At 59.2% G+C, this 26,417-nt stretch carries 22 protein-coding genes and 3 pseudogenes; 8 read left to right on the forward strand and 17 right to left on the reverse strand.

Translation table 11 applies throughout. The annotated features are described in order from the left end of the window. Positions 1–242: 242 nt before the first annotated feature. Both FQ182_RS25995 and FQ182_RS26000 read right to left on the reverse strand, forming a co-directional pair. Positions 243–677: a DoxX family protein gene (locus FQ182_RS25995; RefSeq protein ID WP_149414341.1), complete on the reverse strand. Its 435-nt coding sequence runs from the start codon at positions 675–677 to the stop codon at positions 243–245. A 102-nt stretch (positions 678–779) separates the two neighbouring features. Continuing rightward, complete coding sequence (locus FQ182_RS26000) at positions 780–2,201, reverse strand: transglycosylase SLT domain-containing protein (RefSeq protein ID WP_149414340.1); 1,422 nt, start codon at positions 2,199–2,201, stop codon at positions 780–782. A 235-nt stretch (positions 2,202–2,436) separates the two neighbouring features. On the opposite strand from FQ182_RS26000, the gene FQ182_RS26005 reads away from it, so the two are divergent. Further along, positions 2,437–3,258: a TatD family hydrolase gene (locus FQ182_RS26005; protein ID WP_149414339.1), complete on the forward strand. Its 822-nt coding sequence runs from the start codon at positions 2,437–2,439 to the stop codon at positions 3,256–3,258. 96 nt (positions 3,259–3,354) lie between these two features. Beyond that, a complete protein-coding gene (locus FQ182_RS26010; RefSeq protein WP_149414338.1) occupies positions 3,355–4,836 on the forward strand; it encodes a methyl-accepting chemotaxis protein in 1,482 nt (493 codons plus the stop codon). 103 nt (positions 4,837–4,939) lie between these two features. Here the strand turns inward: FQ182_RS26010 and FQ182_RS26015 are convergent, their stop codons facing one another. After that, entirely contained in the window at positions 4,940–6,151 is a 1,212-nt protein-coding gene (locus FQ182_RS26015; RefSeq protein ID WP_149414337.1) for an RNA-guided endonuclease TnpB family protein, read from the reverse strand. Between the two features lie 120 nt (positions 6,152–6,271). On the opposite strand from FQ182_RS26015, the pseudogene FQ182_RS26020 reads away from it, so the two are divergent. Both FQ182_RS26020 and FQ182_RS26025 read left to right on the forward strand, forming a co-directional pair. Then, a pseudogene (locus tag FQ182_RS26020) lies at positions 6,272–6,391 on the forward strand (transposase); the annotation flags it as partial. 133 nt (positions 6,392–6,524) lie between these two features. Continuing rightward, positions 6,525–6,887: an Mpo1-like protein gene (locus tag FQ182_RS26025; RefSeq protein ID WP_149414336.1), complete on the forward strand. Its 363-nt coding sequence runs from the start codon at positions 6,525–6,527 to the stop codon at positions 6,885–6,887. A gap of 6 nt (positions 6,888–6,893) precedes the next feature. On the opposite strand, the gene FQ182_RS26030 is transcribed toward FQ182_RS26025, so the two are convergent. The 3 genes from FQ182_RS26030 to FQ182_RS26040 form a co-directional block, all read right to left on the reverse strand. Further along, on the reverse strand, positions 6,894–7,691 hold the full coding sequence (locus FQ182_RS26030) for an acyl-CoA thioesterase II (protein ID WP_133098885.1): 798 nt from the start codon (positions 7,689–7,691) through the stop codon (positions 6,894–6,896). A gap of 102 nt (positions 7,692–7,793) precedes the next feature. After that, on the reverse strand, positions 7,794–8,567 hold the full coding sequence (locus FQ182_RS26035) for a CHAD domain-containing protein (RefSeq protein ID WP_149414335.1): 774 nt from the start codon (positions 8,565–8,567) through the stop codon (positions 7,794–7,796). A gap of 82 nt (positions 8,568–8,649) precedes the next feature. Next, complete coding sequence (locus FQ182_RS26040; RefSeq protein ID WP_133098887.1) at positions 8,650–8,928, reverse strand: hypothetical protein; 279 nt, start codon at positions 8,926–8,928, stop codon at positions 8,650–8,652. 217 nt (positions 8,929–9,145) lie between these two features. Here FQ182_RS26040 and FQ182_RS26045 point away from each other — a divergent pair, with 217 nt between their 5' ends. Then, positions 9,146–10,183, forward strand: coding sequence for a patatin-like phospholipase family protein (locus FQ182_RS26045; protein WP_149414334.1), 1,038 nt, complete (start codon positions 9,146–9,148; stop codon positions 10,181–10,183). 42 nt (positions 10,184–10,225) lie between these two features. Here FQ182_RS26045 and FQ182_RS26050 read toward each other — a convergent pair whose 3' ends face one another. From FQ182_RS26050 to kdpF, 6 genes are all read right to left on the reverse strand, one after another. Next, the gene (locus FQ182_RS26050) at positions 10,226–10,921 is read right to left on the reverse strand and encodes a response regulator (RefSeq protein WP_149414333.1); all 696 of its coding nucleotides are present in this window, start codon (positions 10,919–10,921) and stop codon (positions 10,226–10,228) included. Positions 10,922–10,968: 47 nt separating this feature from the next. Further along, positions 10,969–13,620, reverse strand: a complete 2,652-nt coding sequence (locus FQ182_RS26055) for a sensor histidine kinase KdpD (RefSeq protein WP_149414332.1) — start codon at positions 13,618–13,620, stop codon at positions 10,969–10,971. An 82-nt stretch (positions 13,621–13,702) separates the two neighbouring features. Beyond that, a complete protein-coding gene (gene kdpC / locus FQ182_RS26060) occupies positions 13,703–14,248 on the reverse strand; it encodes a potassium-transporting ATPase subunit KdpC (RefSeq protein ID WP_149414331.1) in 546 nt (181 codons plus the stop codon). Between the two features lie 103 nt (positions 14,249–14,351). Beyond that, positions 14,352–16,409 (reverse strand): potassium-transporting ATPase subunit KdpB, encoded by a 2,058-nt coding sequence (gene kdpB / locus FQ182_RS26065; RefSeq protein WP_178114535.1) that lies wholly within the window; start codon positions 16,407–16,409, stop codon positions 14,352–14,354. 12 nt (positions 16,410–16,421) lie between these two features. Next, positions 16,422–18,116 carry a potassium-transporting ATPase subunit KdpA gene (gene kdpA, locus FQ182_RS26070; protein WP_149414329.1) on the reverse strand — a complete coding sequence of 565 codons (1,695 nt, stop codon included), beginning with the start codon at positions 18,114–18,116 and terminating at the stop codon, positions 16,422–16,424. Between the two features lie 8 nt (positions 18,117–18,124). Further along, the gene (gene kdpF, locus FQ182_RS26075; RefSeq protein WP_003218754.1) at positions 18,125–18,214 is read right to left on the reverse strand and encodes a K(+)-transporting ATPase subunit F; all 90 of its coding nucleotides are present in this window, start codon (positions 18,212–18,214) and stop codon (positions 18,125–18,127) included. Positions 18,215–19,223: 1,009 nt separating this feature from the next. Between kdpF and eat the strand changes: the two genes are divergently transcribed. Further along, positions 19,224–20,588, forward strand: coding sequence for an ethanolamine permease (eat, locus tag FQ182_RS26080; protein WP_149414328.1), 1,365 nt, complete (start codon positions 19,224–19,226; stop codon positions 20,586–20,588). A gap of 110 nt (positions 20,589–20,698) precedes the next feature. After that, positions 20,699–20,866 carry a DUF2897 family protein gene (locus FQ182_RS26085; protein WP_149414327.1) on the forward strand — a complete coding sequence of 56 codons (168 nt, stop codon included), beginning with the start codon at positions 20,699–20,701 and terminating at the stop codon, positions 20,864–20,866. A 74-nt stretch (positions 20,867–20,940) separates the two neighbouring features. Here FQ182_RS26085 and FQ182_RS26090 read toward each other — a convergent pair whose 3' ends face one another. Beyond that, positions 20,941–21,789, reverse strand: a complete 849-nt coding sequence (locus FQ182_RS26090; protein ID WP_149414326.1) for a DUF1989 domain-containing protein — start codon at positions 21,787–21,789, stop codon at positions 20,941–20,943. Between the two features lie 15 nt (positions 21,790–21,804). Further along, positions 21,805–22,449, reverse strand: a complete 645-nt coding sequence (locus FQ182_RS26095) for a GntR family transcriptional regulator (RefSeq protein ID WP_149414325.1) — start codon at positions 22,447–22,449, stop codon at positions 21,805–21,807. Positions 22,450–22,606: 157 nt separating this feature from the next. On the opposite strand from FQ182_RS26095, the pseudogene FQ182_RS26100 reads away from it, so the two are divergent. Next, a pseudogene (locus FQ182_RS26100) lies at positions 22,607–23,193 on the forward strand (TetR/AcrR family transcriptional regulator). A gap of 27 nt (positions 23,194–23,220) precedes the next feature. Here FQ182_RS26100 and FQ182_RS26105 read toward each other — a convergent pair. The 3 genes and pseudogenes from FQ182_RS26105 to FQ182_RS26115 form a co-directional block, all read right to left on the reverse strand. Next, a complete protein-coding gene (locus FQ182_RS26105; protein WP_371923916.1) occupies positions 23,221–23,556 on the reverse strand; it encodes a ComEA family DNA-binding protein in 336 nt (111 codons plus the stop codon). A 110-nt stretch (positions 23,557–23,666) separates the two neighbouring features. Further along, positions 23,667–25,661 (reverse strand): nucleoside-diphosphate sugar epimerase/dehydratase, encoded by a 1,995-nt coding sequence (locus FQ182_RS26110; protein WP_149414370.1) that lies wholly within the window; start codon positions 25,659–25,661, stop codon positions 23,667–23,669. A 301-nt stretch (positions 25,662–25,962) separates the two neighbouring features. Continuing rightward, positions 25,963–26,417, reverse strand: a pseudogene (locus FQ182_RS26115) (IS66 family transposase); the annotation flags it as partial.

Here is a 26,417-nt window from a genome sequence, read left to right on the forward strand (position 1 = left end):
GTCTCTGCCTCAAAAGTCTGCAGGCAGGTGGGAGGCAACACCGAACCAGCGCTTTAGCGGTATTTCGAAACCTGGATCAGGTTTCTGTCGGGACTGTATTGAGTCACCTGTGGCGCCCCGCAATTAGCTGTTTAAATCGGCGCATGGGCAACATCCTAGAGAAGCCGATGGGGAGGTGTCAAGAATCCCGATCAACGAAAAGGCCCGCACGGGGCGGGCCTTTGGGGGAACTTGCAGCTTAATCAGTTGGCGATGGCGCGGTCGGCAGACAATTTGCCAGCACCTTCGAGCAGCACCGCAACAGTACCGCCCAACAGCGCCAGGGCGAACTCGTAGCCATTGTTGGCCATGAACAAACCGTTATGGATATGCACCGAGAAGATCGCCACCAGCGAGACGATGGTGAGGCCCAACGCCGCCGGGCGAGCCAGGAGGCCGATGATCAGTGCCAAGCCGGCGAAGAACTCAGTACCGCCCGACAGCAGCGCCATCAAGGTACCCGGTGCCAGGCCGATGCTTTCCATCCACTGCGCCGTACCGGCCAGGCCGCCACCGCCAAACCAGCCGAAGAGCTTTTGCGAACCGTGGGCGGCGAAGATGATGCCGACAAAAATCCGCAGAACCGTCAGACCGTAGCCGGCGCGAGTGGACAGAACGCTTTTGATCAATGGGCTCATGCTGGGAATCCTTTTCAAGGTAGGGTGGGTTGGCCGCTATATTAATCAGTTTATGCAATGATAAAATCCGAAATATCGCCTTATTAATATCTAATTTGTCGATTACTTTCGTGAGGCGATCTTCGGCGTTGGCGGTTCGAGGGAGTCCCGCTCCCGATCGAACGCCAGGTAGTACTTGTTAACGCTATTAACATAGCTGACACCGCCCATTCCTACCTGCTCCATGGCAATGCGCTCAACCTGGAAGAACCACTGGTTGGGGTTCAAGCCTCGGCGCCGCGCCTCGGCACGCATACCCTGTACCCGCTCCGGCCCCATGTTATAGGCCGCCAGGACGAAGGCCATGCGCTCACGCTCATTGAGCTTGGGGCTGGCAAAAAACTTGCGGCGGATCATCGCCAGGTAGCGCGCGCCCGCCTGCACATTGTTGTCCAGAGTCTGGATATTGTTGACCCCCACTCGCTGGGCCGCCGACGGAGTGATCTGCATCAGGCCAGTGGGGCCACTGCCGCTTTTAGCGCCTGGATCAAGGGACGATTCCTTGAAGGCCAGCGCCGCCAGGTTCAGCCAGTCCATGCCCTGCTCGCGAGCGTGTTTTTGCAGGACCGGGCGCAGCTTCTCCAGGCGCTGGCGATCAGCCCGCGCCAATGGGTAACGCACTTGATAAAGGCGCCGGTAGATGCGCTGGAACGCCACATCCTGATCGGACGGGGTCTTGTAGGTTTTTAGGAAGCGATCGATGCTCGCCCGCAACATCGAGGCGTCCTGCCGTACGAACCAGTACTCCTCACCCGGTTCGCTGATTGCCACTTGCCGATCGAAACGCAGTTTGGGCAGGATTTTCGACCAGCGCTCGGCAATCGGCTTCTCGACGATAGTCAGGTGAAAGATACCGGCCTGGACCATCTCCAGCACGTCCTCCACCGCAAGGCTGGGATCAACCCACTCCACCTTGACCGGCGGTAACTTGCGCAGCGCCAGCTTCTGGTTGATCTGGTTCACCGCCTCCCCTGCCGCGCTGCCGGTGGTTAGGGCCAGAGTTCGGCCGGACAACTGCTCCAATCGGGTAAACCGTCGCTCGCCCTTGATCCCCACCAGCCACAGCGGCACGTCGCTGACAATCGGGTCGCTGGTGCTGATCTTGTGCGTTGCGTTGGCGTCCAGTAGTTCGCCGGGCGCCACCAGGTCACCCTCGCCACGGGCCAGCGCGCCCAATAGTTGATCCTTGGCTTTGGGAATGATTTTGAGGTTGATTTCCTGACCGTCACGGGCGTGGCCGTTGAGGTATTGCTCGAAGGCCCGCAGGCGATGGTACTCGACACCAATGGGCTGGCCCTGGACTTCGCCGGAGCTGTTGCGGCTCTGGTTGACCAGCACCCGCAAGGTTCGACTGCTGCGAATCTCGGCCAGATCACGAACCTTGCTCGGTTTGGTCACTTCCAGCGGCCCGTCCAGACGCGCAACCGCCGCCGGGGGCAGCAGTAACGTCAGGCACAGCATGAGCAACACCGAGGGTCGGATCATCCGCTCTCCGGAAAGGATACTGCCCATTGCGTCGCGAAATACGAAGCGTTGGGGGACAGAAACAGAGCGCTGTTAGCGCAGGCTTTGGGCACAAGGGTGGCACAGTAGCGGGCACTCGGCCAACCACGGCGTCACTCACGACATTCAAAGACAGCTTTAACTCGTTGTAGTTCTTGGTTTTTCTTATAAATCTACAGCTCTGATATGCTTTCCGGCCGCAGGCGGAGATAGCACCATGCAACTCATTGATATTGGCGTCAACCTGACCAACCCAAGTTTTGACGACAAGCACCAGGCGGTACTCGACCGCGCCTACGCCGCCGGAGTGAGCCAACTGGTCCTCACCGGCACCAGCATCGAAGGCAGTGAACAGGCCCTGGAATTGTGCCAACGGCTGGATGAAAGCGGCCAACGGTTGTTTGCCACCGCCGGCATTCACCCCCACAGCGCCAGCGAGTGGAACGCCGACAGCGCGCAACAATTGCGCGGGTTGCTCAAGGAAAGCAGCGTGCGTGCCGTCGGCGAATGCGGGCTGGATTTCAACCGGGACCTCTCGCCACGTCCCCTGCAGGAAAAAGTCCTCGAAGAGCACCTGGCCCTGGCTGTAGAGCTGAAATTGCCGGTATTCCTTCACGAGAGGGACGCTAGCCAGCGCCTGCTGGAAATCCTGCGGGACTACCGCGATCACCTAACTGCGGCGGTGGTGCACTGTTTCACCGGAGAACAGCGGGCCCTGTTCAGCTACCTCGACCTGGACCTGCATATTGGCATCACCGGCTGGATCTGCGATGAGCGCCGTGGGACGCACCTGCATCCTCTCGTCAGGGAAATCCCAAGGGGTCGCTTGATGCTGGAAAGCGATGCGCCCTACCTGCTGCCGCGTACGCTGCGGCCCAAACCGAAGAATGGCCGTAACGAGCCGGCCTATCTGCCGGAAGTCTTGCGCGAGGTCGCCTTGCATCGGGAAGAAAGTGTGGAAGACCTGGCCCAACACAGCACCGCCTGCGCCAGGGACTTTTTCGGATTGCCTGTTATTGACTTGCCTGTGCCGAATTGACGCGGTTCATTGACTCATATCAAAACCCTTTCACTGAATAGCAGCATAATGCTGGCACCTTGCCAATGCTGTTTCCGCTATCAGAGAAAACCTTCCATGGGTGCCTGGCTTAGCAATATATCGTTGAAGTACAAGTTCTGGGCCGTCAATGCCGTCGCCTTCATCACCACCCTGCTGCTGGTGTTGTACGCCGTGCAATTGGAGCAACAGGCACGCAGCCACGCCTCCCAGGCCTCGGCCCAGGCTCAAGGACGATTGCTCAGCACCTGGCCCGCCGGGCAAACGCTGCCCAAGGGCGAGCACTGGCTGACTTATCGCCGTGGCCACATTCCGGAATTGGCGGACCAGAATCTTTCAGCCCTGAGCACGGCCAGCGGTTGGGTCGAGTTCAGCCATATGCCGCTGTTCGGCGACAACCCATTGATAGGCGCCGAAGTGGTCGCTCGCCCGGACGGCCAGCAAGTGGCCGTGCTGGCCTATGGACCCAGCCTGAGCCAGGTGTTCACCGAGCGCTTCGCCAACTATGCGGTGGCGGTAATGATCCTGATGCTGGCGATGCTCTGCGCCTCGCAGTTGTTGATCCGCTTTCTACTCAGCCACCTCAACACCTTGAAAGACGTGATGCTGCACGTGGAAAAAACCGGCGACCTCTCGACCCGCGTGCCCTTGGCCTGCAAGGACGAGGTCGGGCAAATGGCGAGTGCCTTTAACGCCATGCAGGCGGGCTATCAACGGGTGGTCAATACCGTGGCGTACACCGCCAAGCAGTTGGACGACGGCGCAGCGCGCCTGGCCAGCAGCATGAATGAAGTTCGTCACGGTATGCTTGGCCAGCAAAGCGAAACCGACCAGGCCGCTACGGCGATCAATCAAATGACCGCCACCGTGTATCACATCGCCCAGCACGCCGGTGCTACCCGCGACCTGTCCCAGACCGCCGACACCCTCGCCGGCAGCGGCCAGGAAGTGGTGAGCCGTGTACAGAAGTCGATTGCCGGACTCTCCACAGGCGTACAGCAGACCGCCGAGACGATCCAGAAATTGGCCGAGGACAGTCAGAAAATCAATGCCGTGGTCGGCGTGATCCACAGCATCGCCGAACAGACCAACCTGCTGGCCCTCAACGCCGCCATCGAAGCCGCCCGTGCCGGGGAAATGGGTCGAGGCTTTGCCGTGGTCGCCGACGAGGTGCGTAACCTCGCCAAGCGGGTGCAAAGCTCCACCGATGAAATCACCCGCATGGTCTCGGACTTGCAGGCTGGGACTCGGGACGCGGTGGACTTTATGCAGGAAAGCTCGTTCAAGGCCGATGATTGTGTGCAACAAGCCCAGGAAGCTGGCGTTGCGCTCGCGGAGATCACCAGGGCCGTGGCACAAATGCGCGAGAGCAACACCCAGATCGCCGTCGCCGCCGAACAGCAAAGCCACGTCGCCGAAGAGATGAATCGGGCGATAGTGAGTATCCGTGATGTCACCGAAGACACCGTGCAACAGACGCTGGATTCAGCGACTACCAGTAATAAGCTGGCGACATTGGCCGGGGAATTGAACAAGGCGATTGGGCAGTTGAAGCTGTAACAGTTTTCAAGGCTGGCAAAGCTTTGACATCCTCCCCCACCTCTCGGCCTGCTACGCAGGACCTCCCCAGACACGCTGGAAAGGAGGGAGATTCCTACCGTGTTCAGCCTGCTAGGGCTGACTCACCTCGGCGGGTTCCTGCTGCTGACGGCCTGACAGCGCCGTTCACTTCACAGGCGAACCGGGCGTGTCCCACCCTTAATACATTGATCGCACCGACTACATCGGCGTTTTCCTCGAAACCACACTCGACGCATCGGAACTGAGCTTGAGTCTGCCGGTTGTCCTTGCAGACATGAGCACAGCATGGACAGGTCTGGCTTGTATAGTGCGGTGGGACCGCAACGAGGTAGCCTCCATTCCATGCCAGCTTGTAGTCCAGTTGTCGCCGAAACTCGAACCATCCTTGGTCGAGGATGGATTTGTTCAGCCCAGACTTAGCCCGAACATTCTTTCCCGGTTGCTCGCTATCGCCTGCCGATGACTTGGACATATTCCGAACCTGCAAGTCCTCGACACACACCATCGCGTGGTTTTTGCTGAGGGTGGTTGTGGTCTTGTGCAGGTAGTCACGGCGAGCGTTACCGATATGGGCGTGAATACGCTGGACGCGGGCTTTCGCCTTCTTCCAGTTGTTGCTGAATTTAACCTTGTGGCTCATCACCCGCTGCGCTGTGCTTAGGCGTTTCTCATGCCGCCTAAAGCTGTTGAGCGGCTTATAGAAAGTGCCATCTGAAAGCGTGGCGAACCGTGCGATTCCCAGGTCGATGCCCACTGCGTTGCCTTGTGGGGATGGCTGCTCTACCTCACGCTCTGTCTGGATACTGACGTACCACTTGCCGCAAGACAGGCTGATGGTGATGTTCTTGGCCTTGCCCAGAATATCGCGGCTGTTTCGGTAGCGCATCCAGCCCAGCTTGGGCAGGAAAATACGATTGTTGGCTTCGTCGATCTTGAATTGTTTGCTGTCCGGATAACGAAAGCTCTCGCTCTTTCCTTTGCGCTTAAAGCGTGGAAAGTCGGCACGTTTGGCGAAAAAGTTGGAATAGGCCCGCTCAAGGTCTTTGAGGGCATGTTGAAGTGCCTGGGATGGCGAGTCTTTTAGCCACTCAAAACCTGCCTCTCGCTTCCATATGGGTAGCCGGGCAGCCATTTCAACATAGCCAATAAACTTGTTTTCGGCCTCATGGTTGGATTTCTGTAAAGCCAGCGCCTTGTTAAAAACGAACCGACACGACCCCGCAAAGCGGCGCATTTGCCGCTCTTGATTGCCGTCTGGCATCAGTTCGTACTTAAAGGCTTGGAGTCGTTTCATCACTCGACTATAGTTTGGCCTATGAGTGATGACAATGATGTCAGACTTGGAAAACATTGAATTTTTTTGATACATGCTCACTTGGTCTTTGTAACAAAAAACCGCGAGAGGTGTTAGAGCATTCAAAAGAAACTGTGGGGCGCAGCTTTGGGGTCCCCGTCCTACTTCGCCGGTAGCTGCGGTGGGGCCTCCATAGATGTTATTCGCCGATACATCGAGCAGCAGCGAACACCTCTTTAGGACGGCTTCGCCGTCCACGCTATCCATCCCCGCCGCGAAGCTATAACCCTCATAGCCAGCCTTGATTCGCCCAAGCTCCTCGCCCGACCTAAACTCTGTTCAAGTTGTTTCAACGGACAGAGGATTTACCATCATGGGCAAACGTCATCCCAATCTCCCCGCCTGGCAATGGCGCGCCTACCCGCAAAACCACCAGCACCCGACCAATCTGGTATTGCACCTGATTGCCGTACCGCTGTTCATCATCGGTTTTCTGCTGATTGTGTCTGGGGTGTTCAGCCTGAGCCTGGCCGGTTTTGCCATCGGCGTGGTCGGCGTGCTGGCCGGCCTGGCACTGCAACGTCATGGCCACAGCCTGGAAGCCCAGGCCAGCGAGCCGTTCAGTGATCGCAAAGACGCCGTGCAACGTTTGGTGGTCGAGCAGTTTGTCACCTTCCCACGTTTTGTCTTGAGCGGTGCCTGGTGGCAAGCCTGGCGTCAGCGCCACCGGCACTAACTGGATTCAGGCGAACACCACCACGGTCTGGCGGCTCAGCGCGATCAACTGACCCTGCGGGCTCCACAACGCGGCCGCGGCATGACCATAGCCGTCGCGGGCGTGCTCGATCTCAACGTGGTACTGACACCAGTCCAGGGTGCTGACTTGCTGCAGCGGCTGGATAAACTCGATGGTCCAGGTCAAGGTGCTGCCCGGCGCCGGTTTACTCAGGTGCGGCAACAAGGCTGGCGGCCAGGCATCCACCAGCGCCAGGATATGCGCCTCGGTCAGCGGCTCCTCTTTCACATCCCCACGCAAGCGCACCCAGCCGCCCATGTCGCGGGACTTATTGCCAGTGAACGGCAAGCCGCCGACGCTCCAACGCATTGCCAGATGGCGCATGAACTCGGGTGTCACGCCTTTGATATAGGGCAACTCCTGGCATTCATCCCAGTGTTTGAAGGTGGGTGCAGGCTCGGCCACCACATTAATCTGCGACTCCCGCGAGGCGCCGAAGCTGGCCTGCACCAGGGTCATCACTTCACCGTTTTGCACAACGCGGCCCAGCAACTGGCTGACCGCCTTGCCTTCACGCAGCACTTCGACTTCATAACGTGCGGATACATCCGGCGCCACAGGACCGACAAAGGTAATGGCCAACGATCGCAGCGGGCGATCATCTGGCACACGAGCGCGCAAGGCTTCGTATTGCAAGGCGGCGACCAGACCGCCAAAGGTGGCGCGGCCCTGGGCCCATTCGGCTGGGATCGACACGTCCAAAGGATTATGGCGGGCGGCATCAAGCAAATCACTAAAGCGCATGGCAACCTCAATCGACAGAAAAACGATTGAGGGATCTTAACCACCCAAGCTGCGCGGTACAGCACTTATTCCGGCCAAAAACCCGGACAGATAAGCCGCAGACTAAGCCTTGTTCGAGAAACAGTCCGCACTCAGCTTATCCAACACCCGATCTGCGTGCCCTTCGGCCTCGGCCATAGTCCGGTGCCAAACCGCAACACAGGGCTGCAAATCTGCCTGGTGTTCGGCCTGGGCCAGCCACTGCCAACAGTCATGCCAATCACCCAATGCCCCTTGGGCGGACTTGAGGTGGGACATCGCCTTCGCAGGCAATTTGCCCAGTTGCGGGTACGCCTCGGCTGCATAGCGCACGCGCTTGATCAAAAGGCGCAGGCGATGGCGATCGTGACTGGGGTCGTGTAATGCCTCGTCCAGTTTCTGCCATTGCTTGGCCAGGCGCTTTTTGATAAGCGGGCGCAGGCCCTTGAGCAGTTTCTGGCGCTGGGAAGCGCGGATAAAGCGAGGGAATGCATCAATGATCAACAACAGTTGCGCCAGTTCCGGGCCTTGGGCCACCTGACGATAGGCCGCCGGCTGTTGACGGGTGCGTCGGTCGGCCGCCTCGTGATGGCCGTGGAGGTGAAGATAGGCCGCCAACACCTCACGGTCCCGCAACGGTGTAGTCAGTTGGCCGATGCCGCTGGCGGCCGCCTCGAGTTGCTCAACACCGGGCAACCCGCGTAACGGCCGCAACAGACTGCGCAAGCGCCGCACCGTGGTGCGCAGGTCATGCAGCGCTTCATCGTCGGTGACATTAGCAAGGCGAGCCTGGCAGCTCAGCAACCCCACTTCCAGGCCAATGACCTGAGCGACTAACTGATCCACCAAGGCTGACATCCTTTCCTCTCCTCAACGATAAAAACCCCTGCCTGCGCAAAGCTACTATCGCAGCCTCGCGTCACTCGACAACGGCTACAGGTCAACGCCCGGCACGAGACTCACGAATATAGAAACGGGCTTTCTCGGCTTTGTTGGAGCAGCCTTCGAACGCTTCGAATTGTTGCTGGGTCTTGGCGCCGGTCAACAGTGACAGGGCCTTGGAGTAACTGATGGTGCCAGCAAAGCCTTCGGCCTTGGCCAAGTCAAGCTCATGCCAGGCAGCGTCCAACTGCGTAGCGCAGCTATCACGATAGGCCGTCTTTCCCGCACAACCAGCCAACGCCAGTACGATCACAGGCAAACACATCCAGGCTTTCATCAATGACACCTCAAGAAAAGAAAAACAGTCGTGGGATGTAGACGTTGCCTACATCAAAAAGTGCCTCATCGCACAGCCTGAAATGCACAATGCCAATTGCCAGAGCATACCCGAGCACACTGGTCAGCTTACAAAAATAATAGCCCCAGTCGGCTAGGATTGAAGCAACCCCCACGATAGGTGCATTGTGGAGACCTGTTTTGCGAAGGAACGAGTCATGAAGAAACGTGTTGCATTGGTCCTGGGCTCCGGCGGCGCACGGGGCTACGCCCATATCGGGGTGATCGAAGAGATCGAAAAGCGCGGCTATGACATCGCCTGTATCGCCGGCTGCTCCATGGGCGCCGTGGTCGGCGGAATCTATGCCGCAGGCAAACTCAAGGACTATCGAAACTGGATCGAAAGCCTCGATTATCTCGATGTACTGCGCCTGGTGGATGTCAGCTTTCGCCTGGGGGCGATACGCGGCGAGAAGGTCTTCGGGCAGATCCGCAAGATCGTCGGCGAGATCAATATCGAAGACCTGCGCATTCCCTACACCGCCGTGGCTACCGACCTGACCAACCAACAGGAAATCTGGTTCCAGGAAGGCTGCCTGCATCAGGCCATGCGCGCATCGGCGGCGATTCCCAGCCTGTTCACGCCCGTGATGCAGGGCAACCGCATGCTGGTGGACGGTGGCCTGCTGAACCCGCTGCCCATCGTGCCCGTGGTGTCGAGCCATTGCGACCTGATCATCGCGGTCAACCTTAACTCCACCAACCAGAAGCACTACCAGTTGCCGGTGATCCAGCGCCCGCCCGCGTTCAAAAGCCGGTTCGATAACCTGGTGCGGTCGCTGGGTTCGCACTTGCCGTTTCGCCGCAAGCAGGCCGAACAGTTGTTGCTGCTGGAACAGGAAGCCCTGCTGGCCCAGGCCGCCGACATCAATCCGTGGCTGGACTCCGCCGAACCTGAAGCCCAACAACCGGCCGCTGCTCCGGAAATGGCCGGTGCGCCAAAGTCCGCCACGGGTTCGTTCATCATCGACAACGTAGGACCTGCGTCCCTGCTGGACTTGATCAACCAGAGTTTCGAGGTGATGCAAACCTCATTGGCACAGTACAAGATCGCCGGCTACCCGCCGGATATCCTGATCAACGTGCCCAAGCGGGTGTGCCGGTTTTTCGAGTTCTACAAGGCGCCGGAGCTGATCGAACTGGGGCGACAAATTGCCAGTGATACCTTGGACCGGTATGAAAGTGAGCAGCACTGAGGGTTGCTGCTACGAGAAAAAGGTACAGGCAACAGGAATCTATCAGGTCTCAGGGTTCAATAACCGATACCCCACTCCCGCCTCGGTCACGATAAACCTCGGCTGGGTGGGATCATCCGCCAGCTTCTGCCGCAGATGCCCGACCACAATCCGCAGGTAGTGGCTGTCTTCGGTATGGGTCGGGCCCCAGATGTCCTTGAGCAATTGCTGTTGCGTGATGACCCTCCCTGGATGACGCGCCAGTTGCGCCAGCACCGCATACTCTTTACGGGTCAGCGCCACCTCGGCACCGTCCAGCAATACCCGGCGATAGGCAAGGTCCACGGTCAACGGGCCAAAGTTCAGCGCCGCTTCCTGAGCCTCCCCCCCCGGAGCCTGGCGTAACAGGGCACGCACCCGCGCCAGAAACTCCTGGATGCCAAAAGGCTTGGTCACATAGTCATTGGCGCCATTGTCCAGCGCCTCGACTTTCTGCCCTTCACTGGCGCGAACCGACAACACCAGCACCGGCACCGTCGACCACTCGCGAAACTCGCGCAGCACTTGCTGGCCGTCCATGTCCGGTAGGCCAAGGTCCAGCACCAGCAGGTCCGGTTTGCTCAACGCCGCCTGGGCCAGTCCTTCATTGCCGGTACCGGCCTCAATCACTTTATAGCCCTGAGAAGCCAGGCTGATGCGCAAAAATTTGCGGATCTGCGGTTCGTCGTCAATGACCAAAATCGTCGCAGTCTGGCTCATGGTATCCAATCAAAATCCGTTGATAGAAGAAAGTAGCGTACCTGGGTTCAAGGTTCGCTTTCCAGGCCGGGTTGAGTCTGCAATGGCAGGAACAAGGTGATGCACGTGCCCTGCCCTTCGATGCCCTCGGCCACACTGATATGCCCGCCGTGGGCACCGACCATGCCCTGGCAGATCGCCAGGCCAAGCCCGGTTCCCTGCCCGCCACGATCACCCCGGGCAGCGGTGTAGAACATGTCGAAAATCTTCGCCCGCTCGTCCTCGGGAATTCCGGGGCCTTCGTCGCTGACGGAAAAAAACAATTCCTTTTCAACAACACCCGCGCGCAGTTGAAGACGCCCGTGGGGCGGCGAAAAACGCGCGGCGTTTTCCAGCACATTAACCAGCGCCTGCTCAATCAAGGCCGCGTGAACATACAGTAACGGCAACTCAGCGGGTACGTCGGTACTCACCTGCAACGGTGCCAGCACCGCCCGCAATCGGCCGAGGGAACTGCCGACGATATCGCCGGGCGACACCCAATCGCGCGCCAGCTTCAAGGCGCCGTGGCCGAGGCGGGTCATGTCCAGCAGGTTCTGGATGTAACGGTCCAGGCGTTCAGCTTCATCGCGGGTGCCTTCCAGCAATTCCCGGCGATCTTCCAGGGGAATGGCTTCGCCAAGAGCCAGCAGGCTGTCGATGCTGCCGCGCATGGAGGTCAGTGGGGTGCGCAAATCATGGGACACCGACGCCAGCAAAGCACTGCGCAGTTGCTCGGTTTCACCATGCAGACGGGCCGCTTCCAGCTCCTGGGCCAACTGCGCACGGGCCAACGCCTGAGCCAGCGGTTGGCTCAAGGCGGTGAGCAAGCGACGGCGCTGGCCGCTCAGTTCCAGGCCGGCTTTCGGGCTGACACCGAGCAAGCCCAAAGGGCCTTCTTCGCCGGACAACGGCCACCACCACCAGCGGCCAAACGGCAAGGTGCCGGTGCCCATCCCCGCCGGCTGATCGTGTTGCCAGGCCCAATCGGCGGCGGCGCGCTCGGCCTCGGTAAAGGTGATCGGGCCGCCTGTCTCGATCTTCCAGTCGCCCTGCCCATCGCGGTTGACCAGGCACAGTTGCAAGTCGCGCCAGCCTTCCAGGTGATGGGCAGCCGCACTGATCACCGCCTGGCGATCGGTGGCAGCGGTGAGTTTGCGCGACAGGTCCAACAGTTCGCTGGTTTCTTCCTGAGTGTCGCGCAGCGCCTGCAATTGCCGACGTTGGCGCGCAGCCAGGTTGCCGGTCAACGCCGCCATCAGCAGGAAGAACAACAGGGTCAACACATCTTCTTCACGCTGGATAGCGAAGGAGAAATTCGGCGGAATAAACAAGAAGTCGTAGGTCAAGAACGACAGCGCCGCACAGGCCAGCGCCGGGCCAAGACTGCTGCGCACCGCTACCAGCAGCACGGCGGCGAGGAATACCAGAGAGATGTTGGGCAACGGCAAGACGCTGGACACCGCCCAGGCCAATCCGCTGGCCAGCACCGTCGCCAGCAGCGCCAGGAGGTAGTCGAACCACACCAGCCCGTGGACATCGGGCAAGCGTGACGGGGCCGGTGCTTCATCGCTGTCGAGGACGTTAATTTCCAGGCCCCGTGCGTTACGCAACAACCGCGCCGCCAGCCCGCCGCCGAACAGCATGCGCTGCCAGCGTGGTCGCGACTGCCCCACCAGCACCAGGCTGGCACGGCGCTCGGCGGCATGCTGGATCAAGGTCTTGGCCACTTCGCCAGCGCGTAGCAACACCACCTCGCCGCCAAGCCGTTCAGCCAGTTGCTGGGCATTTTGCAGATGCAGGCGTGACCGCTCATCCTGTACACGGCCGTTGTCGACATGCACCAGGCTCCAGGGCAAATGCCGACGCTGGGCTACGCGACTGGCGTGGCGTACCAGGCGCTCGGCGTGGGCATCGCCATCGACACCCACCAGCAAGCGCCCGCGCACGGCGGGCGCAGCCTGGCCCAGCTGTCGATAACCCTGGGCCAGATCGTCGTCGACGTGGGCGGCGGCGGTTTGCATCGCCAACTCGCGCAGAGCCATAAGGTTAGTCTGGGTGAAAAACGCATCGATGGCCGCACGGGCCTGCTCCGGCACGTAGACTTTGCCGTCCCGCAGACGCTCCAGCAGCTCACGGGATGGCAGGTCGATCAGCAGCAGTTCATCGGCTTCCTGCAACACCCAGTCGGGCAGGGTTTCGCGCACCTGCACGCCGGTGATGCCGCGCACCTGATCGTTGAGGCTTTCCAGGTGCTGGACGTTGACCGTGGTGAAGACGTTGATACCAGCTGCGAGCAGTTCCTGGATGTCTTGCCAGCGCTTTTCGTGGCGGCTGCCGGGGGCGTTGCTGTGGGCCAGTTCGTCCACCAGTACCAGCTTGGGCTTGGCGGCGAGCAGACCGTCAAGGTCCATTTCCTCCAGCATCACGCCTCGGTACTCGGAGCGCAGCAAAGGCTGCTGCGGCAAACCGCTGAGCAAGGCTTCAGTCTCAGCTCGGCCGTGGGTTTCCACTATCCCGGCGATCAGCCTTACACCTTGGCGCAATTGAGTGTGTGCAGCCTGAAGCATGGCGTAGGTCTTGCCCACACCTGGGGCGGCACCGAGGAAGACTTTGAGCCGGCCACGGCCGTCCCGGGGTAGATCGGCTAACAGGGCATCGGCACGGCCGGAGTCGCTCATGCGCAGGGTTTCCTTCTGGTGTTTATGTAGAGTTTTTCAGACTGTCATCGCGGGCAAGCCCGCGATTGGCGGTGCCTACTGTTTATAACGCTTGCAGGGCCATGTTCAGCTCCAGCACATTCACTACTGGCGGCCCTACCAGCGGCTGCTCGATGTGAGCAGCCATCAAGCGCTCCAGTGTGGCCACCGGCAGATTGCGTGCGGCGGCGACCCGCGCCAGTTGATAGGCAATCGCTTGCGGTGGCAAGTGTGGATCAAGACCGCTGCCGGAGGTAGTCAGCAGCGCCAGTGGCACCGGCCCCTGGCTTGAGACGAGCAATTTATTGGCATCGTCAAACACCCGCGTGGCCAGCGCCGGGTTACTTGGCCCCAGGTTGCTGGCGCCGCTGGCCACGGTAGCAAAGGCACCGGCGGACGGCCGTGGGTGGAACCAGCCGTCACCAGTAAAGTCCTGGGCAATCAGGCTGGAACCACGCACCTTGCCGTCGGCATCGCGCACCAGGCTGCCATTGGCCTGGTCAGGGAAGGCGACTTGCGCCACGCCAGTGACAACCAGGGGGTAAGCCACGCCGGTAATCAGGGTCATCAACACCAGCAGGCTAAGGGCCGGGCGGATAATGTTGGACATTTCATATTCCTCAATTCGTTGAACAAAACGGCGTTGTGGTGAGAGGCTTTTGTGGAGAGGAGATACCCCCCTCTCGGCACAACAAGTCCCCTCACAACAGGGCTTAAACCAAGTGCAACGCCGTCAACAGCATGTCGATCGCCTTGATCCCCACGAACGGCACCAGAAGCCCGCCGACGCCATAGATCAACAGGTTGCGACGCAGCAACGCCGCCGCACTCGCCGCCTGCACCCGCACACCGCGCAGGGCCAGCGGGATCAGCACGACAATAATCAGCGCGTTAAACACGATGGCCGAGAGGATCGCGCTCTGCGGGCTGCTCAGGTGCATCACGTTGAGCACGCCCAGTTGCGGGTAGATCGAGGCGAACAGCGCCGGCAGGATGGCGAAGTACTTGGCCACGTCGTTAGCGATGGAAAAGGTCGTCAGCGCGCCACGGGTCACCAGCAATTCCTTGCCGATCTGCACCACGTCCAGCAGCTTGGTCGGGTCGCTGTCGAGGTCGACCATGTTCGCCGCCTCGCGGGCCGCTTGTGTGCCGTCGTTCATGGCCATGCCGACGTCAGCCTGGGCCAGCGCCGGGGCGTCGTTGGCGCCGTCGCCGCACATGGCGACCAGGCGGCCGTCGTTCTGTTCATGGCGAATGCGCGCCAGCTTTTTCTCCGGTGTGGCTTCGGCCAGTACGTCATCGACACCCGCCTCGGCGGCAATCGCAGCAGCGGTCAACGGGTTGTCACCGGTCACCATTACCGTGCGAATCCCCAGCTTGCGCAGCTCGGCGAAACGCTCGCGAATGCCAGGCTTGACCACGTCCTTGAGGTGAATCGCCCCCAACAACTTGCCATCGGCGCACACCAGCAACGGCGTGCCGCCGCTCTGGGCGATCTTGTCGATTTCACGGGACAGCGCCGGCAGCAGGTCGCTACGTTGCAGACCGATAAAGGCCAGCAGCGAATCCACCGCGCCCTTGCGGTACACGCGCCCTTGATAGTCGACACCAGACAAGCGCGTTTCGGCACTGAACGGCACGCTAGTCAGTTCTTCGCTCGACGGTTCGGCTTGCGGGTGCAGGGCTCGCAGGTACTCGACAATGGACTTGCCTTCGGCGGTGTCGTCAGCCAGGGACGCCAACAGTGCGCCTTCGGCCAGTTCCTTGCCGCTGACACCTGGGGCCGCATACACGGCAGTGCAACGACGATTACCGAAGGTGATCGTGCCGGTCTTGTCCAGCAACAGCACATGTACGTCCCCCGCCGCTTCCACGGCGCGGCCAGACTTGGCGATCACGTTCAGGCGCACCAAGCGGTCCATGCCGGCAATGCCGATGGCCGACAGCAGGCCACCGATGGTGGTAGGAATAAGCGTCACCAACAGTGCGACCAGGAACACCAGCGGCAGGCTGCCATTGGCGAAGTGGGCGAACGGCTGCAGGGTCACGACCACTAGCAGGAAGATCAGGGTCAGGCCGATCAGCAGAATGTCCAGCGCCACTTCGTTGGGGGTTTTCTGGCGTTTGGCGCCTTCTACCAGGGCGATCATGCGGTCCAGCGTCGACTCACCGGGGTTGGCGGTGATACGAATCATCAGCCAGTCCGAGACCAGCCGGGTATTGCCGGTGACGGCCGAACGGTCGCCGCCGGATTCGCGGATCACTGGCGCGGATTCACCGGTGATGGCCGCTTCGTTGACCGCAGCAATCCCTTCGATGACTTCGCCGTCACCGGGGATCATTTCCCCGGCGGCGACACGTACCACATCACCTTTGCGCAGGCTGGTAGCCGGGACGACCTTGAAGCTGCCGTCGGCTTCCTTGCGCCGTGCACTAAGGCCTTCGCTGCCAGCCTTGAGGCTGTCGGCGCGGGCCTTGCCGCGACCTTCAGCCAAGGCTTCGGCGAAGTTGGCGAACAGCACGGTGAACCACAGCCACACGGCGATTTGCACGGCGACAAAGGTCGGCACAGCGACGTCTGGTATGAAGCACAGGACGGTGGTGAGAATCGCGGTCAGTTCGACCACCAGCATCACCGGCGAGCGCTTCAGTTGGCGCGGGTCCAGCTTGACGAAGGCCTGGATCAGCGCCGGGCGCCACAGGGCCGACATCGCGGTTTTTGTAGGCTCCGGGGCTTTCACCGGGGCAGCATTTTTGGCAGGCATATTCATTTCCATATCCCCTTAGAAGCCCATACTCAAGTGTTCAGCAATCGGACCCAGCGCCAGCGTCGGCAGGAAGGTCAAGCCGCCCACCAGCAAAATGGTCACGGTCAACAGGGTCACGAACAGCGGGCCATGGGTCGGGAAGCTGTTCTGGCCAATCGGTGCACTCTTCTTCATCGCCAGGCTGCCGGCCAGGGCCAGTACCGGGAGGATGTAGCCGAAGCGGCCGATCAACATGCCCAGACCCAGCATCAGGTTGTGGAACGGGGTGTTGGCACCGAAACCACCAAACGCCGACCAGTTGTTGGCACCGGCCGAGGTGTAGGCATAGAGCAACTGACTGAAACCATGGGGGCCAGGATTACTGACGGCCGCCGCAGGGCCAGGCAGGCTGGCGGCGATGGCGCTGAGCACCAGTACGCCTACCGGCATCACCAGCAAGGTCACCACCAGCAGTTGCACTTCCTTGGCCTGGAGTTTCTTGCCCAGGTATTCCGGGGTGCGGCCAATCATCAATCCGGCGAGAAACACCGCAATCAGTACGTTGAGCAACATGCCGTACATGCCGGCACCGACACCGCCGAAGATCACTTCGCCGACCATCATGTTGACCAGCGCGACCATTCCACTCAGCGGGCTAAGGCTGTCTTGCATGCCGTTGACCGAGCCGTTGGACGCCGCGGTGGTGGTCACTGACCACAACACAGTGCCGGTGGTGCCGAAACGCGATTCCTTGCCTTCCAGCGGCGCGGTCTGTTCGACGGCGGCGTTGTTCAGGGTTGGGTTGGGTTGGTATTCAGACCACAGCGACACCGAGCCGCCGATCAGGAACAACGCCAGCATGCAAGCGAGGATCGCCCGGCTCTGACGCAGATCTTTCACGTAGTGACCGAAAGTGAACACCAGGGCCGCCGGGATCAGAATGATCGAGGCCACTTCAAACAGGTTGGCCCACGCGGTTGGGTCCTCAAACGGATGCGCTGAGTTGACCCCGAAGAAACCGCCGCCGTTGGTGCCCAATTGCTTGATGGCAATCTGGCTAGCTGCTGGCCCGAGCGGGATCACTTGATCCACGCCTTGCATCGTCACCGCGCCAACGTAGTGGGCGAAGGTTTGCGGCACACCCTGCCAGACTAGGAACAACGCCAGCACCAGGCACAACGGCAACAGGCCGTAGAGGGTGGCGCGGGTCATGTCGACCCAGAAGTTGCCCAGGGTAGTAGCCGATTTGCGACCGATGCCACGGCACAACGCAACCAACACGGCCAGGCCGGTGGCAGCGCTGACGAAGTTCTGCACGGTGAGCCCGGCCATCTGGCTGAGGTAGCTCAGGGACGCTTCACCGCTGTAGGACTGCCAGTTGGTGTTGGTCATGAAACTGACTGCGGTGTTGAAGGCCAACGTCCATTCCTGACCCGGCAATTTCTGCGGGTTAAGAGGCAGGTAGTCCTGGAACAGCAGGATCGAGAACAACAGCACGAAACCCGCAAGGTTGAAGGCAAGCAAAGCCAGGGCGTATTTCTGCCAGCTCTGCTCGGCCTGCGCATCGACGCCTGCGATGCGATAACACACGCGCTCCACCGGGCCGAAAACCGGGGTCAGCCAGGTTCGCTGGCCTTCCATCACCTTGTAGTAGAACCGCCCCAAAAATGGCGCCGGAACCAGTACCACGGCAAAGAAGGCGATGATCAGCCAATAGTCATAACTGTACATAGCCGCTCCTAGTTCCGATCCGCGCGTAACAGCGCAACCAGCAGATAAATGAACAGCGCCACGGCCAATAGCAGTGACACCCCGTCCAGAACGCTCATGGAAGTTTCTCCGTTGTACGGCGATTGCCGAGTGTGGGGGTATTGTCCGCAGGAGCACCGTAAAGGAACGAGAGCGAGGGTATGGGCAGGGCGTAAAGAACGCGTAAAGAGTGGGGTTGTGCGCAGGTTACAGGGGGCTTTGGGGGTTAGTGGGGGCTGATCAACTGTGGGAGCAAAGGCTGGGCTGGGTACATATCCGTTGCTGCGGTAACGGCGGCTTGGGGTTACGCCCTTACGGCGTGTCACTTTGAAAAGCCCAAAGTAACCAAAGGCTCTTGCCCCACCACTTGGTGCCTCGCTGTGGCTCGGCATGCCTTCACTCCGGCATTACTCCGTGGGCCGCCGCGATGGGCCATCCCTGGCCCAGCGCGGCTAAACCGGCGTCCTGCCGGTTTACCCACGGATCAATACCTGCGTTCAGCCATCGTGGTTAACGGGGCGCCTTAGATCAAGATCAAGATCAAAAGCAAGAGCACGGCGGCCTGGTAGCCGACCTGAGTGGTGAGAAGCAAGAGCGTATCTACTGCCACTGTAGGAGCGAGCTTGCTCGCGAAAAACGTTAACGATGACGCGGGCATCCTGAATCACCACCGCACCCTCAGGTTCTTCACGAGCAAGAACTAGGCATCCCCCTCGCGCCTACAAAAAAACGGATTGACGCTGGCCCTTGATCTGCTTTTGATCTATCTGAAGCGAACATAGCCCCCATCTGTAGGAGCGAGCTTGCTCGCGATGATCGTTAACGATAACGCGGGCTTCCTGAGTCACCACGGCACCCCCAGGTTTTCGCGAGCAAGAACTAGGCGTCCCCCTCAAGAGATGTGTAGATACCCATGTCGCAATGGCGCCAGACCAGACACCAGCGCCCTGATCTGGTGCGCTACAGAACATATTCAAACGCCAAACCATCCTCCCGACGACAGTTCAGCGACTTTACGACACTGATTTGCAGGCTGGCATGGCCGCTGCAATGCCTTGAAACATTCCAAACCGTTCAGGGAGCAGCACAATGAACACACAACTCAAACCAACCCTAGGCACCTTGCACTTATGGGGCATCGCCGTCGGGCTGGTGATTTCCGGGGAATATTTCGGCTGGAGCTATGGCTGGGGCGTGGCGGGTACGCTGGGCTTCCTGGTGACCTCGTTGATGGTCGCCACCATGTACACCTGCTTTATCTTCAGTTTCACTGAACTGACTACCGCGATCCCTCATGCAGGTGGACCCTTTGCCTACAGCCGCCGGGCCTTCGGCGAGAAAGGCGGCCTGATCGCCGGATTGGCGACACTGATCGAATTCGTCTTCGCCCCGCCGGCCATCGCCCTGGCCATCGGCGCCTACCTGAACGTACAGTTTCCGACGCTGGACCCCAAACACGCGGCCGTCGGTGCCTACATTGTGTTCATGGGCTTGAACATTCTCGGCGTCAAACTGGCCGCGACCTTTGAACTGGTAGTCTGCGTCCTCGCCGTGGCTGAGTTGTTGGTGTTCATGGGCGTGGTCGCCCCCGCCTTCAGCTTCAGCAACTTCGCTCTCAACGGCTGGGCCGGCTCCGACACCTTCGGTGCACCAGCGATTGCCGGGATGTTTGCCGCAATCCCATTCGCCATCTGGTTTTTCCTCGCCATCGAAGGCGCCGCCATGGCCGCCGAAGAAGCGAAAGATCCAAAACGCACCATTCCCAAAGCCTACATCAGTGGCATCCTGACCCTGGTGATCCTGGCCATGGGCGTCATGTTCTTTGCCGGCGGCGTGGGCGACTGGCGCACCCTGTCAAACATCAACGACCCACTGCCCCAGGCGATGAAAACCGTGGTCGGTGAAAGCTCCGGCTGGTTGCACATGCTGGTGTGGATTGGCTTGTTCGGCCTGGTGGCCAGCTTCCACGGGATCATCCTCGGCTACTCGCGGCAATTCTTCGCCCTGGCCCGCGCCGGTTACCTGCCGTCCTTCCTCGCCAAACTGTCGCGCTTTCAGACACCGCATCGGGCAATCATCGCCGGTGGCGTGGTTGGTATCGCTGCCATCTACAGCGACGGCCTGATCAACCTGGGCGGCATGACCTTCACTGCAGCGATGATCACCATGGCGGTGTTCGGTGCCATCGTCATGTACATCATGAGCATGCTCAGCCTATTCAAGCTGCGCAAAACCGAACCGCTGCTGGAACGCACCTTCCGCGCGCCGGGTTACCCGATTGTGCCGGGCATCGCCCTGGTGTTGGCGCTGGTGTGCCTGGTGGCCATGGCCTGGTTCAACACCCTGATCGGCCTGGTCTTCCTGGGCTTTATGGCGGTGGGTTTTGTCTACTTCCAACTCACGGCACAAGATCGTGCCGATGCACCGGCAGACGCAATGTTGACCGGGCTCTAAACCTGCAGGGCAGAACGGGCCTACAATGGAACCACTGACAAAGCCCGTTACTCAAAGCTGTTATTGCCGTGGGAAATCTTCCCACGGCAGTCGGCCTCAAGGAGAGCCCTATGCCCTGGTATGCCTGGTTGATTATGGCGGTCGCTATCGGTTCGATCGTCGGTGGTTTGATGATGCTGCGAGACAGCGCCAACACAGTGGAACTGACCGACGAACAACGCAAACGCGTGGCCGAGCGCAACGCGCAAGCGGATGCCAAGGACGCGCAGGACCGCTGAACCGGTCGCCCTGACCCACAACCCGTGGCGAGGGAGCTTGCTCCCGTTGGGCTGCGAAGCAGCCCCATCCCCGGTTACTCCCAATCCGCCTTGGCAATCTGCAAACCGTGCTGCCCTTTATAGGCAGCACGTTCCGGCTGACTCCAGCCTTGAAGCAGCTCATCTTCCAAGCGGTAAATCTCAACGCCTAACGGACGACACACGGTCAGTGGGTCTTGCGCGTCGGGCCCCCACATCGGCAACGACAGATCCCCACCCGGACACGTCGACAGCGCACACAACAAATCAATCTCGGCAAAAAACTCCAGATAGTCGCCCTTCTGCGCCGGGCAAGCCTTCATAAAATACATGTCGTCGTGATTCAGGCCAGTGCACTGAAAGATATTCAGCACGTCATGCACATCAAACTCCGTCAGGCCGTGGGGTAACACCGCCCGCGTCAGGTTCGAATGGCAATGGTGATGGAAGTCCTCTCCAGTGAGCATCTTGTTCACATAAGGGTCGCAGCGGGTGCCGAGCAAATCGTGCAAGCGCCCGCCATGCTCATCAATACCATAACCGGCCAGGCTGTCATCAGTGATGGTCACCAGCGGCCTTAGGAACGGCAGATTCGACCACAACCGGTCATGGACACTGACATGAGCGCCCTGCAACTGACGAGTGCGCGCCGCCCACAGACGTTCGCGAGGGTCGTTGGCGTTCCACACGTTGAAATCCCCCACCTGCGGCCCGACCGGAGTGGTCACGCGAAACACATGACCGGCAGGCACCTTCCACGCCCTCCCCGTCCGGATCGGCACCTCGAACTGCTCAATCAGCGTGCGCTGACAAGCAGCGTCGCGAATCCGCTCATAAAATGCCTTGTCGACCTGCAAGGCCGAGCCTTTACTGACCTGGTATGCGGCGGGGTAGTCTTTGTACATTGGGCAAATCCTCGATCAGGGGTGGGCAAACAGAGCCAACGACAGGCGTTCCGAATCATCCAGGTACAGGCTCATCGCCTCCCCCGCCGCCAGTTTGTTGCCTCGGACCAATAACGCGTAAATCTCTCGATCTCGCTCAAGCCAGGGCGACTGGAAACGTTGCTCATCGGGCGCAGCGCAAAACACCAGGCGCAGTTGGGCAATGACCTGGGCAAAGAACTCATCGAACAACGGACTGCATAACAAACCGACAATCTGCTGGTGGAAAGTCAGACTGTGGGTCGCCACCGCGCGCCAGTCTTCCCGCTCGCGGGCCAGAGTGGTAGCGTCGAGGGCGTTGTCCAAGCGCTCGGACTGATCGCCGCTCAAGGGCTTGCTGCTGGCAATGGCCTGCAACTCCAGGGTGCGACGGACTACAAACAGATCACGCACTTCCCCCATGTCCAATCGCCGGACCATCACCCCTTTGTTTCGCACGTAACGGGTCAGCCCTTCCTGCCCCAGACGATGCAACGCCTCGCGAATGGTGTTGCGCGACGCGCTGTAGGCCTTGACCAGATCGCTCTCAACCAGCGCCATGCCCGGCAACAGCCGACCGCCAATGATGTCCGCGCGCAACTCCCGCGCAATCTGATCCGCCAAGGACAATGTGGTACTCATCGCCACCTCATGATTGTTCAACAATCGTTGTTGTAGTCGTAATCACTATTCATGCCAAGCTCGCCGCCGGTCACCAATGAGTTGCGCAGTTTTGTAAAGAGCCGAGAAGCCGCCGTAAAGCCTGGTTAATATGGGCCACGTTTCGGAGGCCGCTCTAATGCGCTATTCACTCGACCACAAAGCTCAAACCCAGCAGCGCATCATTAAAGAGGCCTCGGTACGGTTCCGCCGCGACGGCATCGGCGCCACCGGCCTACAACCGCTGATGAAAGCGCTGAACCTGACCCACGGCGGGTTCTATGCGCACTTCAAGTCCAAGGACGAATTGGTGGAAAAGGCCTTGCAAGCGGCAGGCGAAGAACTGGACGCCCATTGCGAGATGTTGTTCAACCAGGAACAACCACTGGAAGCGTTCATCGACAGCTACCCGAATGGCACCAGACGTCGCCAGATAAAGGTTGCCCATTACCCACCATGTCTTCAGAACTGGGGCAACGCGGGCAAAACAGCGCCACCACCGATGCAGTACTTTGCGCGAGGCTCACGCAAATTGAAGCTGCGTTGGGCAGCACGAATGCTGATGAGCAAGGCTTGATGATGATGTCGACACTGGTGGGGGCGCTGGTGTTGGCACGTAGCGTCGAGAGTGAGGCGTTGGCGGCGAGGATTCTGGAGGTGGTGCGTGGGAATCTGAAAGTGCAGGCGAATGCAGAAATCACAGGCAGAAAGAAGGCCGGTCAATGACCGGCCTCTTGGCTTGACTGCTGCGCGTTATTTGATTTCCAGCCTGTCGCGATTCTTCTCCAGAAGCGACTTGCCGATCCCCTTCACTTCCAGCAACTCGTCCACCGCCGTGAACGGGCCACTGGTTTCACGATAGGCGACAATCGCCTTGGCCTTCGCTGAGCCAATACCGAACAGATCACGCTGAAGTGTTTGCACATCCGCAGCGTTGAGATTGACCTTGGCAGTGGTTTGCTCGGCCTTGGTCATTTGAGCGGCAATGGGGGTTGGAGTCTCGGGTTTGACTGATGGGGCTGCGCTGACAGCCAGTGAAATGCTGGTGAGGACAGCAAAAACCAGGGATGAAAAACAGGCTTTACGCATATAGAGACGCTCCATGACATCAGTGAGAAAAGCAGCTTTTCCGAAGCTGCTTTTCAAACTTAGGTGATGTTTGGGGATAGTCAAAAATGGGGGTGTTACAGGGTGTGAGCTCAGGGTTCAAGGCGGCGTTGCTGGTAGATCCAGTCGACGATTTCGCCATCCGGCGCATAGCCACTGACGGTGTCGCGCAGTAATTGACGGACACGGTTGTAGTCATCCTGATCTACTGCAGCAAGCAGCTCTGTCAGCTTGCCTTTGAGTACTTCCCAGTCTAGGTGATCTTCGTTGGCACTCATGATCATTGGGTGCTGGGTCGCCACCACGTTGTCACCGATCAGCAACTCCTCGTAAAGCTTTTCGCCGGGACGTAGGCCGGTGAATTCGATGGCGATATCGCCGTGGGGATTCTTTTCGGAACGAACACTCAGGCCTGACAGATGAACCATCTTCTCAGCCAGTTCGACAATTTTTACCGGCTCGCCCATATCCAGCACGAACACATCACCGCCAAGTCCCATGGAACCGGCTTGAATAACAAGCTGCGCCGCTTCGGGGATGGTCATGAAATAGCGAGTAATTTTCGGGTGGGTTACGGTCAGCGGCCCACCAGACTTGATCTGTTTGTGGAACAGTGGGATCACTGAGCCGGAGGAGCCCAATACATTGCCGAAACGGACCATGGTGAAGCGGGTTTTATTCACATGGGACACGTTGGATCTATCACCGAACAATACCGGTGCCAGTTCACGGCTAAGAGCCTGGAGCGTCAACTCTGCCAAGCGCTTGGTACTGCCCATGACGTTGGTGGGGCGGACAGCCTTGTCGGTGGAAATCAATACAAAGTTGGCGACACCCGACTGAAGAGCAGCTTGTGCGGTGTTCAGCGTGCCGATCACATTGTTCAATACGCCCTCGGCAATATTGTGCTCGACCATTGGTACGTGTTTGTAAGCTGCGGCGTGGTAGACCGTATCGACGCTCCACATCTTCATGACGTCCAGCAACTTGGATGAGTTGCGTACAGAACCGAGGATCGGCAACAACTTTATAGGCAACGACTCACGGGTAATACGCTGCTCAAGTTCGGATAGGATGCTGTAGAGATTGAACTCACTGTGGTCGAAGAGCAGCAACGTTTTTGGACGCAGTAACATAATCTGACGGCAGAGCTCGGAGCCGATGGAGCCGCCCGCGCCTGTCACCAAGACATTCTGGCCCTTAACGCAGTGCTCCAGGAGTTCGCCCTGAGCAGGTACGGTGTCACGGCCCAACAGGTCGGCGATGTCGACTTCCTGAATGTCATCGACCTTGACTCGGCCGCTGGCCAGATCCATAAAGCCGGGAACGCTTCGTACATGGAGCGGAAATCCTTCAAGAAGGCCAAGGATTTCACGGCGCCGGCCACGATTGGACGACGGAATGGCCAAGAGAATTTCCTGAGTTCCCGTTGAGTCAATCATCTGCTGTATATGTTTGGGTTTATACACCTGCAGCCCGGAAATCACCCGATCAGCGATACTGCTATCGTCATCTATAAAAGCTACCGGCCGCATGACCCGTCCCATTCGCAGGGCCGCAACCAATTGATTACCTGCCGCGCCAGCTCCGTAAATAGCCACTTTGGGCAAACCATCGTCCCTGCTGGTGAATGGAACGTGTTGAGCCGCTGTAAACCAGTCACCGAGAAAATACTGACGCATTGCCAAGCGCAGCCCACCGATCATGATCAGGCTCAACCACCAGTAATTGAATATGATTGAGCGCGGGACCATCGTTTGATGGTTACTATACCAGTAGACAACTACCCCAAGGATCAACGAGGACAAGCTTACTGCCTTGATGATCGCTATCAAGGCATCATTGCCAAAATAACGCATCACAGCTCGGTACATACCAAAGCGGATAAATAGCGGGATGGACACCACTGGAGCGCTGAGAAAGAGCCATGAATGCTGAACTACCGGATTGACCAGCTCATCTACGCCCAAGCGGACGACGAACGCCATCCACAAGGCAAGCCACACCAAAAATATGTCGGCAATCACCTGAAGAGTGCGTTTCTGCCGACGACGAAGGCTCAGCAAATATGTCCGTAATGTACCCATGATTCTCCAAATGACCTTGCAACCAACAAATAAAATAAGGTTTTCAATGCTCATAACGGGCATAAACCACTTGAGTCTGTGACTCCCCCCACATCTACTGATATGATCGCGGGTCTTTAAAAACACCCGTTGAAATTAAATCGGCCTGTGCTGCTCATAGCTCACCTCGCCAAGACAGGTCAAGTATGCGAATCACCTGATTCTGTCATCAAGACTGCATGACATAATACAGTACGGGCACTTGGGAAGCGAAATAGGTGCTACTGGCTGGTCCTGATCGTGGCCCGTGGCTAGCGACCGGTTCTGCCCTGTTGTTATCGATGGGCAGGAAGCCGGCCTCAGTGTAACGCTCAAGCTTGCTCCAGTTGCTAGCCAGATAACCGACGGCCTTGCCCAAGGCACTTTGCGTCGTCACCTGGGGATGGGTTTTCTCCAGCCAGCTTTTTAGTTCTGCGAGTACCGGCAGGCTTTTTTCCTGTCGACCGACAAAACGCTGATAATCAGTGACCTCTTTGAATTCACGCTCGATGCCATACAGTTTGTTGATCAGATTTAGCCCCATGTCGGCTCGCCCGGTCTTACCCTTGGGCTGCACTTTTTGCGCATCGACGAACTTACGTCGCGCATGCGCCCAGCAGCCCAAACGCTCGACACCTGGCTGCGCGCCCAAGGCGTTATAGCCGGCGTAATCGTCGGTCATCAGGTAGCCGCGATAATCGGCAAGCAGGCGCAGCGGCACCTCCTGCGCTCGGCTGG

The sequence above is a fragment of the Pseudomonas sp. ANT_H4 genome (genome assembly GCF_008369295.1).
GTDB lineage: Bacteria > Pseudomonadota > Gammaproteobacteria > Pseudomonadales > Pseudomonadaceae > Aquipseudomonas.

Bases quoted from the DNA above. Each gene is read 5' to 3' on its own strand.
- FQ182_RS25995 (WP_149414341.1), bottom strand. From the start codon at position 677: ATGAGCCCATTGATCAAAAGCGTTCTGTCCACTCGCGCCGGCTACGGT.
- FQ182_RS26000 (WP_149414340.1), bottom strand. From the start codon at position 2,201: ATGATCCGACCCTCGGTGTTGCTCATGCTGTGCCTGACGTTACTGCTG.
- FQ182_RS26005 (WP_149414339.1), top strand. From the start codon at position 2,437: ATGCAACTCATTGATATTGGCGTCAACCTGACCAACCCAAGTTTTGAC.
- FQ182_RS26010 (WP_149414338.1), top strand. From the start codon at position 3,355: ATGGGTGCCTGGCTTAGCAATATATCGTTGAAGTACAAGTTCTGGGCC.
- FQ182_RS26015 (WP_149414337.1), bottom strand. From the start codon at position 6,151: ATGAAACGACTCCAAGCCTTTAAGTACGAACTGATGCCAGACGGCAAT.
- FQ182_RS26025 (WP_149414336.1), top strand. From the start codon at position 6,525: ATGGGCAAACGTCATCCCAATCTCCCCGCCTGGCAATGGCGCGCCTAC.
- FQ182_RS26030 (WP_133098885.1), bottom strand. From the start codon at position 7,691: ATGCGCTTTAGTGATTTGCTTGATGCCGCCCGCCATAATCCTTTGGAC.
- FQ182_RS26035 (WP_149414335.1), bottom strand. From the start codon at position 8,567: ATGTCAGCCTTGGTGGATCAGTTAGTCGCTCAGGTCATTGGCCTGGAA.
- FQ182_RS26040 (WP_133098887.1), bottom strand. From the start codon at position 8,928: ATGAAAGCCTGGATGTGTTTGCCTGTGATCGTACTGGCGTTGGCTGGT.
- FQ182_RS26045 (WP_149414334.1), top strand. From the start codon at position 9,146: ATGAAGAAACGTGTTGCATTGGTCCTGGGCTCCGGCGGCGCACGGGGC.
- FQ182_RS26050 (WP_149414333.1), bottom strand. From the start codon at position 10,921: ATGAGCCAGACTGCGACGATTTTGGTCATTGACGACGAACCGCAGATC.
- FQ182_RS26055 (WP_149414332.1), bottom strand. From the start codon at position 13,620: ATGAGCGACTCCGGCCGTGCCGATGCCCTGTTAGCCGATCTACCCCGG.
- kdpC (WP_149414331.1), bottom strand. From the start codon at position 14,248: ATGTCCAACATTATCCGCCCGGCCCTTAGCCTGCTGGTGTTGATGACC.
- kdpB (WP_178114535.1), bottom strand. From the start codon at position 16,409: ATGAATATGCCTGCCAAAAATGCTGCCCCGGTGAAAGCCCCGGAGCCT.
- kdpA (WP_149414329.1), bottom strand. From the start codon at position 18,116: ATGTACAGTTATGACTATTGGCTGATCATCGCCTTCTTTGCCGTGGTA.
- kdpF (WP_003218754.1), bottom strand. From the start codon at position 18,214: ATGAGCGTTCTGGACGGGGTGTCACTGCTATTGGCCGTGGCGCTGTTC.
- eat (WP_149414328.1), top strand. From the start codon at position 19,224: ATGAACACACAACTCAAACCAACCCTAGGCACCTTGCACTTATGGGGC.
- FQ182_RS26085 (WP_149414327.1), top strand. From the start codon at position 20,699: ATGCCCTGGTATGCCTGGTTGATTATGGCGGTCGCTATCGGTTCGATC.
- FQ182_RS26090 (WP_149414326.1), bottom strand. From the start codon at position 21,789: ATGTACAAAGACTACCCCGCCGCATACCAGGTCAGTAAAGGCTCGGCC.
- FQ182_RS26095 (WP_149414325.1), bottom strand. From the start codon at position 22,449: ATGAGTACCACATTGTCCTTGGCGGATCAGATTGCGCGGGAGTTGCGC.
- FQ182_RS26105 (WP_371923916.1), bottom strand. From the start codon at position 23,556: ATGCGTAAAGCCTGTTTTTCATCCCTGGTTTTTGCTGTCCTCACCAGC.
- FQ182_RS26110 (WP_149414370.1), bottom strand. From the start codon at position 25,661: ATGGGTACATTACGGACATATTTGCTGAGCCTTCGTCGTCGGCAGAAA.